The sequence below is a fragment of the Synechococcus sp. MU1642 genome, assembly GCF_020514115.1.
Classification (GTDB): domain Bacteria; phylum Cyanobacteriota; class Cyanobacteriia; order PCC-6307; family Cyanobiaceae; genus Parasynechococcus.
This window is the reverse complement of sequence record NZ_VTKZ01000009.1, coordinates 53,238-69,154: the sequence shown is the minus strand read 5'-3', so window position 1 is coordinate 69,154 and position 15,917 is coordinate 53,238. Positions and strand designations below refer to the sequence as shown.

The window sequence follows — 15,917 nt, the reverse complement described above, 5'->3', positions numbered from 1 at the left end:
GCCATGTGTTCCATCTGGCAGGCAAACGCTTTTCCATCGACGACACCGACTGGATCGGTGATCGCAAAAATCAATTGGTGCTGATCGGCCGCGACATCGACCACACCACACTGCGGGAGCAACTCCAAGCGTGTGTGGTGTATTGAGTCAGAGGCGTCGGTACTGGTGGTTCGAGTGACCGCGGAATCCTTTCTGGTCAGCGCCCAGGGCCATCATTCGATTCAGCGCCGTAGGTGGCCGCGGTGGGAGTTATATCCGGTGCCGGTCATGTGATCAAGCTGACGGATACAAGCCACGTACGAATCAGAGATAAAGCTTGGGAAGCTGGTTGATGCTTTTGGCACAACAGCAGCAGAGGAGCACCGGTAAGGACAGTTACGACCGAATTGCCATCCGCTTCGTCCATTCTTTTCAGCAAGCAATAGGCGATTATTCATATGACTTCATGGAGATGCAGTCAGCATCGTTTGCCTATTAAACACTAATCTATTGCTAGGCCCAATGCTCGTTTGACTAAATATTTATAATCATCTTTGATGTCATGAATGGATACAAATCTCGGCATATCGAGCATTTTTGTACATTGATCTGGGTCCCCATCGTAATCCAAGTAATTGCTAAACCCTCTTCTGTTGAACCAGGAATAGTATGATCCACTCCAGCATGAATTTGATGTAACAAGCTGCTCTTCTCCAAGGTCAACATGCCAATAACAGACTCCATCCTTAAGCATATTTGGATTGACTCTGAATATATTTATTCCATTGACCAGGCATCCAGCAGCTATAAGCTTCCCGTTTATATAAAAATAGTGACCTTCGGATACGTAAAGGGTTTTGGCTGGGATGTTTTCTCCCAGTGAATTTCGAAGAAAAGCAATTGGAGAATTTCGTCTATTTGATTTTAATTGACTTTGACTGAAATGCTTTCTTCCGATCCAAAGAATTTCTCTAATCCCTGAATGCGTTATAACCTTGTCTCCCTGCCTAAGATTCTGAACTAATTGCTCGGCACCATTTGCAAGCAGGATGCAAGAACCGGAAGCAAAGCAGGGCGCACCAGACGATTTATTCGTCGTGTCGATTGAGAGGGTTACAGAGTTATTGGCATCACTGCCATCGTTATTGTTGTTACGAGCGGAATCGGAAAATTTCGAACTGGCAATGGAGATCACACCATCGGTGGTGCTGTCAGCTATTGGGGTAAAGGTTGCGGTGTAAACGGTGCTGGAAACAGCGGTCCAGTTGGAGAGGGATCCGCCAGAGACTGTGACATCGGATTCAACGAAATCGGTAGAGGCTTCTGAAAGGGTGAAGGTGAGTGTTGCTGTATCGCCTGCGCTCAGGGAGTTGTCGGCATCGTCATCAGTGATGGCGATGGTTGGCCTCACGGTGTCGATAACGAGGGCGCTGTTACCGGCGAGGGAATCGCTGCTGGCAACAGCGGGGAGTGTGAGGCTGGCGTTATTACCTGCGGCGTCTTTGATGGTGCCGCCGTTGAGAGCAAGTGAGGAGGTAGCCGTGTAGTCGAGGTCGGCAGAGGTGTCGCCTGCTTGAACGGTGTAGGAGAAGGCGAGTGTGGTGGTGCCAGATCCAGAGGAGTAGTTGACGACCTGATTGGTGGACCCGGTTTCAAGTGTTAATTGCGGAGTACCACCAGTGGTGGTGACGGTGACGGCTTCTGAGAAGACGACGTTGATGGTTATTACGTCACCAGGTTTGTAGGTGCCATCAGCGGTGGAACTGCTGACGGATTGCACCGTTGGTGGAAGGCTGTAGACCCGCACATGGCCCGAATCTGTGCCATTGCCATCGTTACTTTTGGCACCAATGGCAACGGTGCTCCCATCATTAGAAAGGGACACGCTGTAGCCGTTCTCATCGCCTGCGGCTTCCCCATCGACATCGCTACCGAGTTGATTCCAGTCACTGCCATCCCACTGATAGATGCGGGTATGGCCTGCGTTCGAGCCGTTGCCATCGTTTTTAGAGGCCCCAATAGCAACGATAGTGCCATCAGAAGAAAGAGAAATACTGCTGCCAGACTGATCATTAGCGGCTTCTCCCTCGATATCACTGCCGAGTTGATTCCAGGTACTGCCATCCCACTGATAAATGCGGGTGTGGCCTGAAAATGTGCCGTTGTCATCGTTGGCATAGGCCCCAATAGCAACGACGGTGCCATCAGAAGAAAGGGAAACGCTCGTGCCGCTCCCATCACCAGCGGCTTCTCCATCGATATCACTACCGAGTTGATTCCAGGAGGAGGAGCCTGAATCCCACTGGTAGATGCGGGTGTGGCCGGCAGTCGTGCCGTTGTCATCGTTTAGGTAAGCACCGATGGCAACAACGGTGCCGTTAGAAGAAAGAGAAACACTGTTGCCAGAGTTATCACCAGCGGCTTCACCATCGATATCGCTACCGAGTTGATTCCAGGTACTACCATCCCACGAATAGATGCGAACGTGACCCGAATCTGCGCCGTTGCCTTCGTTTTTAGGGGCCCCAATAGCAACGATGGTGCCGTCAGAAGAAAGAGAAACACTGCTGCCAGAGTTATCACGACCGGCTTCACCATCGATATCGCTACCGAGTTGATTCCAGGTACTGCCATCCCACGAATAGATGCGAACGTGACCCGAATTGCCGCCGTTGCCATCGTTGCGTTCAGCTCCAATAGCAACGACGGTGCCATCAGGAGAAAGTGAAACACTGTCGCCACTGAAATCTTCAGCGGCTTCTCCCTCGATATCGCTACCAAGTTGATTCCAGGTACTGCCATCCCACTGATAGATGCGGGTGTGGCCGGCATTCGAGCCGTTGCCATCGTTGTGACGTGCACCAATGGCAACGATGGTGCCATCAGAAGAAAGGGAAACGCTCCAGCCGCTGCGATCACCAGCAGCTTCTCCATCGATGTCGGGGCCGCGTTGGACAAAAGGCACCGTTACGCCCCCGCCGCAAGCGTCTGGTTTCGTTCATCGATGCGCTTCAGACGCAATACGTCAACGCCTGCTGAGATAAAACTCCCCCTTGCTGCCCAGGTCTGCAGTTGGAGCAGCCAACTTTGATAGGACCGATCGTGCAGCGACACCCTCTGAGGCAACTAACAGTCCCTGCGTCGAATTATGAGTGATTTTGACTGAGTTTCATGGGCCGAAAGGTACGAAGAGTCTGCGACAACTAGAGCTGATCAACTCCTCCCGGAATCGGCTCTAAGAGCTTGGACTTCTTCTACTGCTCTCCGTTCTATCGTCAGCTGGTTTCGACGACGCATATCAACGGCGTACTCCATGGCCGCGGTGGGAGTTGTATCCGGTGCCGGTCATGTGATCGAGTTGGCGAATGCATGCCACCACAGCGCCGGGGTTCCCCTGCTTCATCCCCTGCCCAGCTGCTGCCATCAACGTTTGGATTGACCAGGACAGCAGCTCCTGCCGGTCGATACCGCTCTCATCGATGTCGTCCTTGATCTGGACCCACGCCTTCTTCAGCAGCCGGTAGCCCTGGGACCGTGAGACCCCCCACGTTTGTCGCGCATATGTGAGACAAGTGGTGTTGGGCTTACCGGCCAGAATCATTCCTTGGAGGTGATCGACTCGCTCGGCAGTGGCTTCGGCGTTGGCTTTTGCCATGGCCAGTCAGGTTCCGTATTCAGCAGGTGGGCGATCAGTTCGCGGTGGGTCAGCAGCACGATCCCGGCAAACAACGGCAACACGTCGGGCAACGCTTCGGGGTATCGCCGATGAGTGGACGCAAGGACTCTTGCGACCTTTCGCAGCTCGGGAGAGATCATTCATAAGGGGATGATTCCCCATCAGCAACAACCCCAAAATAAGCACTAATCCGTACTAAAATAGACATGCAAGGGGTGCCCTGCGATTGCAATAAAAAAGGGGAGCTGGTGAGTAACCGTCCCCCTTTTTTACGTCTCTTGCTTATCAGCGGCAAACGGTCGCAACCAGCTTTACGTCAAAGCACCAGCGCCTCAAAGCAACTAAACCTTATTCGTAGGCTCCTGGCGACAAAGTTCTTCTTTTTGCCTCCAACTCGATGCCACAAGCATTCGGCATAGGTTGACATGCACATTCAATTGCTGCTGACCAAGAAGTCCCTTCCTTTATTTTCATCCAACCCTTTGGATCGTAATAACCACCCTCAATCAGCAACGAACGCGTCTTACAATTAATTTTCCATCCAATTTTGTATGTTTGGCTTTGGAGCTTGTTGTTCTCAATAATTGTCTGGCGCGTATTAAAGCTGGCAACATCGCCGGTCCTTACAATACTGTCCATATCAATATCAATCTCCCACACATTACGCCGGTCAAGCGATCTTTTTAAAGAGCGAGAATCCATCTTCTACAGATGATAATCATAAAAGGTTTTCCACTCGACAGCCAATGCACCCTGCGGGAATAACGATGCAAGCACAATGAAGAGAAAAATCATCGGTCGCAAGCTGTTTTACGTCAAGTCGAAGGGCAAGATTTGAATTTTTCTGCTGCTACTGGATTGGCCTCAGCCCATACCTTTAGGTGCGGAGCACTCTCTAAGTAATCTTGATATTTGTCATCACCAGAAATACTGACCTCTTCTGTCATAGAGTCCAGGCCAAGTGCAGCTTTGATTGCATTTACTTTATCAAGTAAATTTCGATAAACAGCCGTATCCTCAGGGGACTTCTCAAAGTCAAGCCTTGAGCACCAAGGCTTTTGTTCGTTTGAAGTGATAAGCCTTTTCTTGGCATCTGAAAGCGCATCAAGCGCATTATTCAGCTTAGCTTTTCTCACGCGATCAAGGTCTGCCCCAGTAGGCTGCTCTCCTGGCAAGAGTCCAGTCGAAGCAGCAAGAAAATCATTAAAATATTGAACATCTTTTTCCGAGAAAAGAGTTATCAGCCTTGGAACGACTCTTGCTCTTTCGTTCATTTCAAGAAGGGTATACGAATACGAAGTAGAGCTAGAACCACTAGTCAACAAGGCTATTGGGAGCATTAATGGAGCAGCCAATGCCATCCCTACAGCAACACCCGCACCTGCGTTGACTGAGTTAAACGAATTTGCCGTCTCGGCACCACCTGGCCCATACCCAATGATCTCATTAGTATCAATTTCAAATCCTTCAACCTTTGGTCCACCCTGGGACATTCGCCCAAATACCAAGCGCCCTAGACCTTTCGATTTAATGCTATAGGCAGTAAGTGATCCTTCTTTGTTAGTAGAACGTGTCACACCTAGATGCATATCATGCACAACCTTATTTTCTTGAGAAAAAGGTCCATGATGAGCCTGCACCGGTACAGATAGTGCAAGTGCAGTTGAAGCAGCCAGGAGTAGTTTCAACAGTCGCAACTCGGATTACGTCAAATTAGCGACGAGAGCTGTAATCCCAACAGCTGTTGCTTTTGATCGCAATAACCCTCACCTCAGAAGGGACCATCAACCCAATTTGAGAGATGAACTCTCACCAGGCTCAGCAAGAACGTAATGAGATGTGGTTCCCGTCGAGCTGTGGCCGAGCGTGGCTGAGAGCGTGAAAACATCCACCCCCCGCCGAATCGCATGAGTGGCATGGGTGTGACGGCAACGGTGCGGGTGGAGCCGGACGTTTGCTTCCCGGCCCCACATCGCCATGCGAGCGGCCACCGCCTGACGGGTCAATGGGCCATTCCTTTTATTACTTGGGAAAAGCCAGTCCCCTGGCTCGCCGCGGCCCAGGGACTCGAACAGCTTCAGCGTGTCGGTGCTGACGCGGATGGTGCGGGGCTTGCTGCCCTTACCGAGGAGGCGAACGTTGCCCCCCTCATCCAGCGGTTCGATGTCCTCCCACCGCAGGCGGCACAGCTCCGATACACGGCACCCGAGCAAATACGACCCGCGGACCATGACGTAGTCACGCGCTGCGATGGCCGAGCCTTTTACCTTCGCGGCACTGATAACACCCAGAACTGATGTCAGATCAGACTCAGCCAGCGGTTTGGCCAGCTTTGGTGCCGACATTCCTGTTCTTCGGGGGATTGGGTTGCGCGGCACTCCTGTCACAGCTGATCTCGTAGGTTCCGACGCCCATCGGTAAAGGGCGCTCACCGCGCTGACCCGCCGGTTGAACGAGCGGGGTTTGAGTTCGCCAGCCGTCACTTGTTCCCGCAGTTGGGACACCCAGTCATCCACCAGCGCAGGATCCAGCTCCCGCAAGTGCAGATGCGGGTGGTTCCGATCGCGCCAGCGGACGAAGTGCCGCAGCTCTCGCCGATAGCCGTCCTGGGTCTCTTTCGAGCCCGTGCGGGAGCACTGCTCCAGGAATCGCTTCAGGAGGAGCTTGTCCCCCCAGAGCACCGCTCCGGCCTGAGCGGCATCGAACAGGCGGCTGACGTACGCCAGCGCCTCGGCCTTATCCAGCCCAGCGAAGACCGCCGGGATTTGTCTGGATCCGTTGTCTGGATGGGTCTCGGGCGCCTGTGGCGCAATTCCGAGATCGCTTCCGGTGGAATGGTTGAAGGGGGACTTCCACCCCCCAGTAGTCATTTGGGTGATAAGGCTGACTTCACCCCATCTCCCCTAAGGGTCAGGCAGCAACAGGGGCTGCTTGACGGGAGAAACGAACGATGTTGTTCGCAGTTACGGGTTTGCTCTCACCGAGCAGGCTTCAGTCACCCTCCTCATGCCCCGTCGAAACCATTGCAGCCCCGTGAGGGGGAATGGAGCTGAGCGGAATCGAACCGCTGTCCGAAACACTGGTGTGGATCACCTAGTCCGACAAAGCCGGACCCTGTCATTCTGACAGGAGTGGTGGCCTGGAGCACAACGCCCTTGGGTCGAACAAACCGGCTATCCGCTGTTGCCGTTGTGCCCCAAGGCCTGGAAGCAGCCAGCGGTGAAGAACTCAGCGGCCTTGGGGCCCATGGCGTGAAGCCTGGCAGGCGTGCCGTCAGCTTCGAAGCGGACATGGCCTGCCTGTACCGACTGCACCTTCAGGCTCGACTGCCCTTCCGACTTTTACGGCAGGTGGCGTACTTCCCCTGCCAGGGCCGATACGACCTTTACGACGGCATCCGCAAAGCCCTCGATTGGGAACGCTGGCTGCATCCATCGATGAGTTTTCGGGTGGATGTGACCGGAACGGCCCCGGGGCTGAACCACAGTCATTTCACGGCGTTGCAGGTCAAGAACGCCATTGTGGATGCACAACGGGATCTTTGGGGGGAGCGTTCCTCCATTGATCTCGACGACGCGGACCTCTCCCTGCACCTCCACCTCGGCCGCGGGGAAGCACAGCTGAGCCTCGATGGCAGTGGCGGCAGCCTGCACCGCCGTGGCTACAGGGCCGCCATGGGAGCTGCACCGTTAAAAGAAAACCTGGCCGCGGGGCTGATCCGCCTGACGGGCTGGGATGGACACCAGCCCCTCGTGGACCCCTGCTGTGGTTCAGGCGTGCTCCTGATCGAAGCCGCCCTGACCGCCTTGCAACAGGCCCCGGGATTGGAGCGCCGCTTTGCCCTCGAGGGCTGGGCCGATTTCCAGCCCGAGCTCTGGGACAGGGAAGTCGATCACGCCCGGCAACGGCGCAGGGGAGACCTCACCCTTCCCCTGCTCCTAGGGATCGAGGCGGATCCCAGCATTGCCGATCAGGCCCGGGCCAATGTGGAAGCCGCCGGGTTGAGTGGAGTCATAAGCATCTGCACGGGCGCGTTCAGCAATCACCCCCTCCCGGAGGGGCCGGGGGTATTGGTGTGCAACCCCCCCTACGGCCAACGGATCGGCTATGAGGCGGAACTGGAGGCGCTGTATCGAGAGCTTGGCGACTATGCCAAAGGCCAGGCCAAGGGCTGGAAGCTTTGGTTACTCAGCGGAAATCGCAACCTGACGGGAGCCCTGCGACTTAAAGCCGAGCAACGGATCCCCGTGAGCAACGGCGGCATCGACTGCCGATGGCTGCATTACGACATCCGCTGATCAGGTCCGCCCCATCACCGCCCGTACCGTTTTCATCAGTCCTTCCAGTGTCTGAGGAAGGAAAGGCCCTTTCAGTACCTGGCCGCCAATACGCAAGCTGATACCCGCCAGCACCAAATTGGCCACGGCGAGGGTCAACAGTGCACGCATCCAATCCAGCTCCCACTGGGCCTGGATCCATAGCAGCAACGAGGCTTCACTCGCCAGCAAAGCCAGGAACATGGCGGTGCCGCCAATGGCGAGGAACAAGCCACCGCTGATCAGTCGGCGTTTTTCCCGATCCACCTCCTGCAGCGCAATCCGCACATGCAGGTCCATCACAGACGCCGCCAGTGCCGTCACCCGAGCTGCCGCTCCAAATCCGCGGGGAGAGTTCTGATCGGCCATCAGGAACGCCGCCCCCCGCGAAGCATGCTGCCCAGAAGCAAACCAACACCAAGAGCAACACCCACAGCCAGCAGCGGTCGTTGGCGAACAGGCGCCTCGATCTTCGGCCGCAGGGTGCTGTTCAACTCATCCAGCAACTGCTCCAGTTGCTCTTCGAGGGGATCCAGACTGTCGGCCCAGTCCCGGCTTCGGTCACCGGCGTTATGGAGGAGCTCTTCCAATTGCTCGCGAACCCCTTGAGGGGTCAGGCCTGTGTTCTGTTCGATCAACCGAACCAACTCATCCACACTCCCTCTGGTGGCCTCGAGGGTGTGCTCAGCCAGATCCGGCCAGCGCTCCTGAATTGTCGGGAGCAGGCTTTCGAACCGATCGCGGAAGTGGTTCTCGAATCTGCCGTTGGGCTGCGGTGATGGCGAGGCCATAAAGACCGTTGGCAGAAACCTTTAGAAGAGTAGAGAGACTGAAGGCTGAGGGAAAGTCTTTGCCGCGATACGCCCTCCTGTGCCACTCCGGAGCACCCGACGACCCCTCTGGATGCCATTTCGATCTACTGCTTGAGGAAGGGGACAGCTGCCGAACTTGGCGGCTCTCCACAGTGCCACAACTCAACGAAGCAGCTCAACCGGCGGCCCTCCTCCCTAACCATCGCAAGGTCTGGCTGGAACCACGCAGTGCTGCCGTTTCGGGCGATCGGGGCTGGGCCGAACGAATCCATGCCGGCAACTACAGCGGCGTGCTCCCCAAGGCCACGGATGCAGACGTCACCCTGCAGCTCGAGGGCGACCTTCAGGGCTGCCTGCGCATCGCAGCTGGGCACTGCTCATTATCGAACCCTTGAGCTTTTCGTGGGTTCCGCTAATTTCGGCCTGTAGAAAGCCCCTGTTCCTGTTGGTTTATATCAATCAGGTTGGGCTGACGCACTTCAAGTCGTTCGGCGGAGCGATGAGCATCCCTCTTGAGGAGGGATTCACCGTCGTAACAGGACCCAATGGATCCGGCAAAAGCAACATCCTCGACGGCGTTCTGTTTTGCCTAGGCCTGGCCACCAGCCGTGGCATGCGGGCAGATCGCCTGCCGGACCTGGTCAACAGCGGCATGCTCAAAGCCGGCAAGGCCGCTGAAACAACAGTGAGTGTCCGCTTTGATCTAAGCGACTGGACACCCGATGCAGCCGAGGAAGGCCTGGAGGTACCGTCAGAGGGACCGTGGATTCAACCGGGACAAACGGATTGGACGGTCACCCGCAAACTACGGGTGATGCCGGGGGGCTCCTACAGCTCCAGTTACAGCGCCGACGGGGTGCCCTGCAACCTGCAGCAGCTGCAGACCCAGCTGCGCCGCCTCCGGATTGATCCCGAGGGCAGCAACGTGGTGATGCAGGGGGACGTCACCCGCATCGTCTCGATGAGCAACCGCGACCGACGCGGTCTGATCGATGAACTGGCCGGTGTTGCCTTGTTCGACACCCGGATCGAACAGACCCGCCGCAAGCTCGATGACGTGCAGGAGCGCCAGGAGCGCTGCAGAATCATTGAGCAGGAACTGCTGGCCAGCCGCCAACGACTGGAGAAGGACTGCGCCAAGGCCCGGCAGTACCAGGAGCTGAGAGAACGTCTGCAACTGGGACGCCGCCAGGAAATGGTGCTGGCCCATGAGGCAGCCCAGCTGGCCCTCAAGGATCTTGCGACGCGCCAACAGGCGCTAGAAGCCCAGGAACAGAGAGACGCCGCGGCCATTGCCAACGGCCGCGAGCAGCTGAACAAGGCTCTGGCCGAACTAGACCTGCTGCAGGAGCAGGTGAAGGCCCTGGGGGAGGACCAGCTGCTGGCGGTTCAGGCAGAACTGGCTGGCCTCGACACCAGCAACCGCGAACTAGAACGCCAGGCCTGCCTCCATCAAGAGGAAGGCCAGAAACTGCAGGCGCAACGCCAAGACCTCGCCACCCGTCGCCAGCAGTGGCAGCTCCAATCACGGGAGCTGGAACGAGATCCCCATCAGGACGCCTTGAACGTCGCAGAAGACCACTGCAAAGCCGCTGAAGCGGCGGTGGAGATGTCCCGCCGCAGGCTGGCGGATGTGGCGGGCCGCTCCGGCGCCTGGGTGGAGGAACAGAAGCGCCGCAGTGGTCGGCGTCAGGAGTTGCAAAGCAGCGTCGCTCCTTTGTTGGAGGAACAGCAGCAGTTGCAGGAACGGCTGCGCCAGGAACGGGAACGGCTGGAGGAGCTCACCCAGGAGCAGCACCAGGACGGCGCCGACGGTGACGCCGTGCAGCAACACCTCGCAACCCTGGAGGAGACCTGGCAAACCCTGCTGCAAGCCATTGCCGACGGAAAACAGGCGCTCCAGCAGACCGCCGAATCCCTGGCCATCCAACAGCGCACCCGCAGCCGACTGGAACAGGAGCAAACCCGCTTGGAACGGGAGATCGCTCGCGTGGAGAGCCGGCGGGATGCCCTTCAGGAAAGCCGCGGCACCGGAGCCCTGCGCCTGCTGCTGGAGGCCGGCCTCGATGGCATCCATGGACCTGTGGCCCAGCTGGGGGAGGTGGAAAATCGACATCGCCTCGCCTTGGAAGTGGCCGCCGGAGCCCGTCTCGGCCAGGTGGTGGTCGACGACGACCGCATTGCCGCCCACGCCATCGAACTGCTCAAGAGCCGCCGTGCCGGCCGGCTCACCTTCCTGCCCCTGAACAAGATCCGAGCTCCTGGTGGAGCTGGATCAGCCGCTTTTGCCCGGGGGGCACGCCCCGGTGGGGACAGCGGCGCTGGACTGATCGGCCGGGCCGTGGAACTGGTGCGGTTCGAGCCGGTCTATGACCAGGTGTTCGCATACGTCTTCGGCGACACCTTGGTGTTCTCCGACCTGGCTAGCGCTCGCCAACAGCTGGGCCGCTCCAGGGCAGTGACCCTTGATGGCGAGCTGCTGGAGAAGAGCGGTGCCATGACAGGCGGCAGCTTCTCCCAACGCAGCAGCAGCCTCAGCTTTGGCCGCAGCAGCGATCAGGACGAAGCCGAACCACTGCGGCGGCGCCTGCTGGAACTGGGGGAATCCCTGGTGGCCTGCCGGCGGGAGGAGTCGAAGCTGGCGCAACTGATCGAGAAGCAGAAACCCCAGCTTCGCGAACTGGAAAAGCAACAAGCAGCCCTGATCGCCGAGCGCAATGCGGCCCGGCGTAACCACGGCCCCCTGCTCGAACGCAGCCGCCAGCGGGCCGAACGGCTCAACAAACTGCAGCAGGATCAGACCGAGCAACAGCAGCGGCTGGCAGCCATCAGCGCTGCACTCACCCCGCTCACCGCAGAGCTCCAGGCCTTGGATGAGGCGGAGCGCAACAGCGGAAACAACGACGATGCCGCCGCCTGGGCCCAACTGCAGACGGAACAGGAAGGCGCCGACCAACGGCTGGAAAGGGCCCGCAGTGAACGTGACCTGCTGCTGAATGCCCGCCGCGAGCGGCAGCTGACGATTGAACGCCTGGGGGATCAGGAGAAGGCCCTCGCCGCCGAAGAAGCCCGGTTGCAGGAGGCGGTGAAGGCCCTGGCCAGCGCCCATGGGGCCTGGCGCCAGCAGCAGAGCGACCTCCAGGACAAGCGCAAACAGCTCGAGCAGCAGCAGACCGACCTGCAGGAGCGCTTCGGCAGCCAACGCCGGGCCAGAGATGCCGCGGAAGCCGAGGTTGGCCGGCAGCGTCAGGCCCTACAGCAGGCCGAGTGGAATCTGGAGCGGCTCAAGGAAGACCGCGAAGGATTGATCGAAGAGCAGCGCAGCGGTGCGGTGCGCCTGCGAGAGATGGAGCAGGCCCTGCCGGACCCGAGGCCAGAGATCCCGGAGGCCCTGCGCCTGGCTGGCCTGGAGGCGTTGCAGGCCGATCTGCAGGCGATCCAGCAACGCATGGAAGCCTTGGAGCCCGTGAACATGCTGGCGCTGGAGGAACTGGATGCCCTGGAAAAGCGGCTCAACGAACTGAACGAACGGCTCGAGGTGCTCAACAGCGAGCGGGAGGAACTGCTGCTACGGATCGAAACGGTGGCCACCCTGCGCCAGGACGCCTTCATGGAGGCCTTCACCGCCGTGGACGGACATTTCCGCGAGATCTTCGCCTCGCTCTCCGATGGTGATGGCCACCTTCAACTGGAGAACCCGGAGGAGCCCCTGGAAGGGGGCCTCACCCTGGTGGCACATCCCAAGGGCAAGACCGTGCGGCGCCTGGCCTCGATGTCGGGTGGGGAGAAATCACTCACCGCCCTGAGCTTCCTGTTTGCCCTGCAGCGCTTCAGGCCGTCGCCGTTCTATGCCCTCGACGAAGTGGATAGTTTTCTCGACGGCGTCAATGTGGAGCGATTGGCTGCTCTGATCGCCCGTCAAGCTGAGGCAGCCCAGTTCATGGTGGTCAGCCACCGCCGCCCCATGATCGGCGCGGCACAGCGCACCATCGGCGTTACCCAGGCCCGCGGCGCCCACACCCAGGTGGTGGGTTTACCGGATGCCGCCTGAACAATCGGAGTTTTCGCTGTGCAATCTGAACGTGACAGGCGGAACCCCTGCGCCACAATGATCTGAATGTCCATGGCCGAGGGCCCGCGCTTGACCCCGACCCCTACCCCAACCGACCCCATCACCACTGGCGTGCCCAGCGATCGCCTCTGGTTGCGCTCCGAACTGATGGGCACTCAGGTGATTACCCGTGACACCGGCCGCCGCCTGGGGGTGGTGGGTGAAGTGATCGTCGATATCGACCGCCGTGAAGTGGTCGCCGTCGGACTGCGGGACAACCCACTGACCCGTTTTCTGCCCGGCCTGCCGCGCTGGATGCCGCTGGACCGGATCCGTCAGGTGGGCGACGTAATCCTGGTGGATTCCGCCGACTCCCTAAGTGAGAACTTCAACCCCGAGCGCTACAGCCGGGTGATCAACTGCCAGGTGATTACAGAGTCCGGCGAGCAGCTCGGTCGGGTGCTCGGCTTCGCCTTCGACATCGAAACCGGAGAGCTCACCACCGTGGTAATGGGAGCCCTTGGCGTGCCCCTGTTGGGGGAAGGGGTGCTGAGCACCTGGGAAATGCCGGTGGAGGAGATCGTCAGCAGTGGTCCGGATCGGATAATTGTTTATGAGGGTGCCGAAGACAAGCTCAAACAGTTGAACAGCGGCGTACTGGAGAAGCTGGGGGTCGGTGGCCCCAGCTGGGAAGAGCAGGAGCGGGAGCGCTACCGGGTCAACCTGGTACCCGTCGAAAATCAGCTCACCTCCGGCCAACCGCAAGAACAAGAGCAACGGCGTCTCAAGGCTTCAGAAGCTGAGCGGCTTGAGGCTGATGCAGAACTGGAATACGTGGAACTGGAAGACCGGCGGGAGGAGTCCATGCAGCAACGCCGCTACCTCGATGAGCCCCAGCGGTACAACGAGGAGCGCTACGCGGAACCTCCCCGCTACGACGAGCGGCCGGCTGAGCGGGCTCGGACCTTCAACGCGCCCGCGCCCTACGAGCAGGAGCCTGCCTACGAAGAACAGGCTGCTTACGAAGATCAGCCCCCACGGCGGGCCATGCCAGCCTCCCGCCGCGCGGTTCAGCAGTCCGGCGAACCCCTGGATGTGGAACCGATGGAAGACAGAGCGCCCCAGCGCCGGAGCCAGGATCTCGACGATCCCTGGTGAACGGGCCGGAGGCGCAGAAAGTAGTTCAGGACGCCTTGAAGTCCAACGATGCGCTGTTGACGCAATAGCGCTGGCCCGTAGGCGCGGGGCCATCGGGGAAGACATGCCCGAGATGAGCATCACATTGAGCGCAATTGATTTCGGTGCGCACCATCCCGTGGGTCAGATCCTCCTTGGTGGTGATCGCCTCGGCACTCACACCGTCCCAGAAGCTGGGCCAGCCCGTGCCCGAATCGAACTTGGCCTCAGAGTTGAACAGCGGTGCACCACAGCAGACGCAGTGGTACATCCCCGTAGCTTTGTTGTTCCAGTAAGCCCCGGTGAATGCCCGCTCCGTGCCGCCGCAGCGGGCCACCTGGAACTGCTCCGGCGTGAGTGATTGCTTCCACTCCTCAGCGCTGCGTTCGACCGGATTGGACGGGGTCATGGTCGTCGAAACCAAGGTCGATTGCAGCCTAGGAAGCGTTGAGCTCTCGAGGAAGCAACCCCCTCACCTCGGCGGCCAATGCCGCCACAGCCCCTGGCTCTCCCCGCAAGGCCTGGAGGTCCTGGCGCTGCCCCTCCAACCGCTCGGGCGCCTTCAGCCAATCGCAGGCCTCCAGCGCAATCGCCTCGGGGGTGATCGCCCCCACCCGCTCCGGCACCACGGCGCGGCCCGCACTGATGTTTGGCCAGGCCATAAACCCGTTGTTGCGCAGACGCCAGAGGGTCAACAGAACTCCGATCAGACGCCGCAGACCAGGCAGCCGCGCTAGCAGCCCCAGCCCGCCGTCCCAGGCCTGCATCACCTCCAGGTGCTGGGTGGGAACAATCACGATCATCGGCACCGCAAGGGCACCGAGTTCGGCTGTGTTAGCACCGACCGTGGTCAGGGCCAGGGCGCACTGGCTCAAGGGGCCATGGGCCGGATGCTGCTCCAGCAGAAGAATTCGGGTCCCCGCCGCAGTCACGATCTCAGTCACAGACCCACTCCGGTCGAGCGACGCCACAGAGGCGCTGTAGCGGGCAGCAATCGGGTTGGATGCGCCGGCGAAACGCAGCAGCTCATCAACGCTTGTGGTGGGAGCCAGTGGCAGCAGAAAGCGGCATCCGGGTTGCAACCGAGCCAGACGATCTGCGGTGTCGAGCAGAAAGGGCATACCAACGCTCAACTTGGCCGACTTAGATCCCGGCAGCAGGGCCACCCACCGGCCCTCAGGGAGGGGATCCTCGCGGCGAGCGAAGGACGTCAGATCCGCCATCAGATCGCCTACAACGCGGCATCGAGGCTGGTAACGGACCGGCAGCTGGCGCCGCACCGCGTCCGACATCGCCGCAATCCGATCGTTCCAGCCCGGCCAACGCGCCACCCACTCGGCATAGGTGATGTGGCGGTAGCCGAGACGGGCCGAGAGCAGGACAGTCCAGAACTGATCACCGCCCAGGAAAACCACCACACCCTTTTGCGGCCATGGGCCATAGCGCTGGGGACGCAACAGCAGGGACCAGAAGCGCCCTGCCGGCACGATGCGCTCAAACAAGCCCCAGGGCTCAGCTGCCGCACGCTCCTGGCCAGTGGCATTGGGACAGGGCACCAACACCAAATGCAGTGATGCTGGTGCATTAGAAGACCGAGGACGCAGGCGAACGCTGGCGTGCAGCCGTTCGGCCAGTGGGCGGACCCAGGTAGTCAACTCACCGGGACCGTTCGAAACAAGAACTACAGCCGGTCCTGGTTCTGCTGGGCGGGGTCGGGCCAAAGAAAAAAATGCGGATGGCGAGACTTGAACTCGCAAGGCCGAAGCCACACGCCCCTCAAACGTGCGTGTCTACCAATTCCACCACATCCGCGTGGTCGACTTCACCACTCGGGTGTTGTCGAGGTCAGATCATACCGGGCGAAGTCTTCGCTCTCGGCATCTTCGGTCTGCGCTGATACGATCCGG

At 59.2% G+C, this 15,917-nt stretch carries 14 protein-coding genes and 1 tRNA gene; 5 read left to right on the top strand and 10 right to left on the bottom strand.

Features of this window, described 5'->3' with window-relative positions; genetic code table 11:
* Positions 1-146 (top strand): GTP-binding protein (locus FZZ85_RS09610; RefSeq protein WP_226414555.1); only part of this gene is annotated, 146 nt, incomplete at its 5' end.
* Between the two features lie 335 nt (positions 147-481).
* Here the strand turns inward: FZZ85_RS09610 and FZZ85_RS09605 are convergent.
* From FZZ85_RS09605 to FZZ85_RS09585, 5 genes are all read right to left on the bottom strand, one after another.
* Entirely contained in the window at positions 482-2,944 is a 2,463-nt protein-coding gene (locus FZZ85_RS09605; protein WP_226414540.1) for a Hint domain-containing protein, read from the bottom strand.
* 333 nt (positions 2,945-3,277) lie between these two features.
* Positions 3,278-3,634: a hypothetical protein gene (locus FZZ85_RS09600; protein ID WP_226414538.1), complete on the bottom strand. Its 357-nt coding sequence runs from the start codon at positions 3,632-3,634 to the stop codon at positions 3,278-3,280.
* A gap of 369 nt (positions 3,635-4,003) precedes the next feature.
* Positions 4,004-4,357 carry a hypothetical protein gene (locus tag FZZ85_RS09595; protein ID WP_226414536.1) on the bottom strand — a complete coding sequence of 118 codons (354 nt, stop codon included), beginning with the start codon at positions 4,355-4,357 and terminating at the stop codon, positions 4,004-4,006.
* A 113-nt stretch (positions 4,358-4,470) separates the two neighbouring features.
* Positions 4,471-5,343, bottom strand: a complete 873-nt coding sequence (locus FZZ85_RS09590) for a hypothetical protein (RefSeq protein ID WP_226414534.1) — start codon at positions 5,341-5,343, stop codon at positions 4,471-4,473.
* A gap of 96 nt (positions 5,344-5,439) precedes the next feature.
* Entirely contained in the window at positions 5,440-6,525 is a 1,086-nt protein-coding gene (locus FZZ85_RS09585; protein WP_226414532.1) for a tyrosine-type recombinase/integrase, read from the bottom strand.
* 261 nt (positions 6,526-6,786) lie between these two features.
* Between FZZ85_RS09585 and FZZ85_RS09575 the strand changes: the two genes are divergently transcribed.
* Positions 6,787-7,953: a class I SAM-dependent RNA methyltransferase gene (locus tag FZZ85_RS09575; RefSeq protein WP_226414530.1), complete on the top strand. Its 1,167-nt coding sequence runs from the start codon at positions 6,787-6,789 to the stop codon at positions 7,951-7,953.
* On the opposite strand, the gene FZZ85_RS09570 is transcribed toward FZZ85_RS09575, so the two are convergent.
* Together FZZ85_RS09570 and FZZ85_RS09565 are read right to left on the bottom strand one after the other, a co-directional pair.
* Positions 7,954-8,340 (bottom strand): phage holin family protein, encoded by a 387-nt coding sequence (locus FZZ85_RS09570; RefSeq protein ID WP_226414528.1) that lies wholly within the window; start codon positions 8,338-8,340, stop codon positions 7,954-7,956. It abuts the gene before it with no gap.
* Positions 8,340-8,762, bottom strand: a complete 423-nt coding sequence (locus FZZ85_RS09565) for a YqjD family protein (RefSeq protein ID WP_226414526.1) — start codon at positions 8,760-8,762, stop codon at positions 8,340-8,342. Before FZZ85_RS09565 ends, FZZ85_RS09570 begins: the two co-directional genes overlap by 1 nt.
* 59 nt (positions 8,763-8,821) lie before the next feature.
* Between FZZ85_RS09565 and FZZ85_RS09560 the strand changes: the two genes are divergently transcribed.
* The 3 genes from FZZ85_RS09560 (at position 8,822) to FZZ85_RS09550 (ending at position 13,992) form a co-directional block, all read left to right on the top strand.
* Positions 8,822-9,178 carry a hypothetical protein gene (locus FZZ85_RS09560; protein WP_226414524.1) on the top strand — a complete coding sequence of 119 codons (357 nt, stop codon included), beginning with the start codon at positions 8,822-8,824 and terminating at the stop codon, positions 9,176-9,178.
* Positions 9,179-9,228: 50 nt separating this feature from the next.
* The gene (smc, locus tag FZZ85_RS09555) at positions 9,229-12,834 is read left to right on the top strand and encodes a chromosome segregation protein SMC (protein WP_226414521.1); all 3,606 of its coding nucleotides are present in this window, start codon (positions 9,229-9,231) and stop codon (positions 12,832-12,834) included.
* A 90-nt stretch (positions 12,835-12,924) separates the two neighbouring features.
* Entirely contained in the window at positions 12,925-13,992 is a 1,068-nt protein-coding gene (locus tag FZZ85_RS09550) for a PRC-barrel domain-containing protein (protein WP_370631177.1), read from the top strand.
* A 25-nt stretch (positions 13,993-14,017) separates the two neighbouring features.
* Here FZZ85_RS09550 and msrB read toward each other — a convergent pair whose 3' ends face one another.
* From msrB to FZZ85_RS09535, 3 genes are all read right to left on the bottom strand, one after another.
* The gene (gene msrB, locus FZZ85_RS09545; protein WP_226414515.1) at positions 14,018-14,419 is read right to left on the bottom strand and encodes a peptide-methionine (R)-S-oxide reductase MsrB; all 402 of its coding nucleotides are present in this window, start codon (positions 14,417-14,419) and stop codon (positions 14,018-14,020) included.
* Between the two features lie 28 nt (positions 14,420-14,447).
* Positions 14,448-15,731, bottom strand: a complete 1,284-nt coding sequence (locus FZZ85_RS09540; RefSeq protein ID WP_226414512.1) for a glycosyl transferase — start codon at positions 15,729-15,731, stop codon at positions 14,448-14,450.
* A 9-nt stretch (positions 15,732-15,740) separates the two neighbouring features.
* Positions 15,741-15,822: transfer RNA gene (locus FZZ85_RS09535), tRNA-Leu, on the bottom strand.
* Between the last annotated feature and the right edge of the window lie 95 nt (positions 15,823-15,917).

Coding starts and splice junctions, on each gene's coding strand:
- msrB (WP_226414515.1), bottom strand. CDS start 14,419: ATGACCCCGTCCAATCCGGTCGAACGCAGCGCTGAGGAGTGGAAGCAA.
- FZZ85_RS09570 (WP_226414528.1), bottom strand. CDS start 8,340: ATGGCCGATCAGAACTCTCCCCGCGGATTTGGAGCGGCAGCTCGGGTG.
- FZZ85_RS09600 (WP_226414538.1), bottom strand. CDS start 3,634: ATGGCAAAAGCCAACGCCGAAGCCACTGCCGAGCGAGTCGATCACCTC.
- FZZ85_RS09585 (WP_226414532.1), bottom strand. CDS start 6,525: ATGACTACTGGGGGGTGGAAGTCCCCCTTCAACCATTCCACCGGAAGC.
- FZZ85_RS09595 (WP_226414536.1), bottom strand. CDS start 4,357: ATGGATTCTCGCTCTTTAAAAAGATCGCTTGACCGGCGTAATGTGTGG.
- FZZ85_RS09565 (WP_226414526.1), bottom strand. CDS start 8,762: ATGGCCTCGCCATCACCGCAGCCCAACGGCAGATTCGAGAACCACTTC.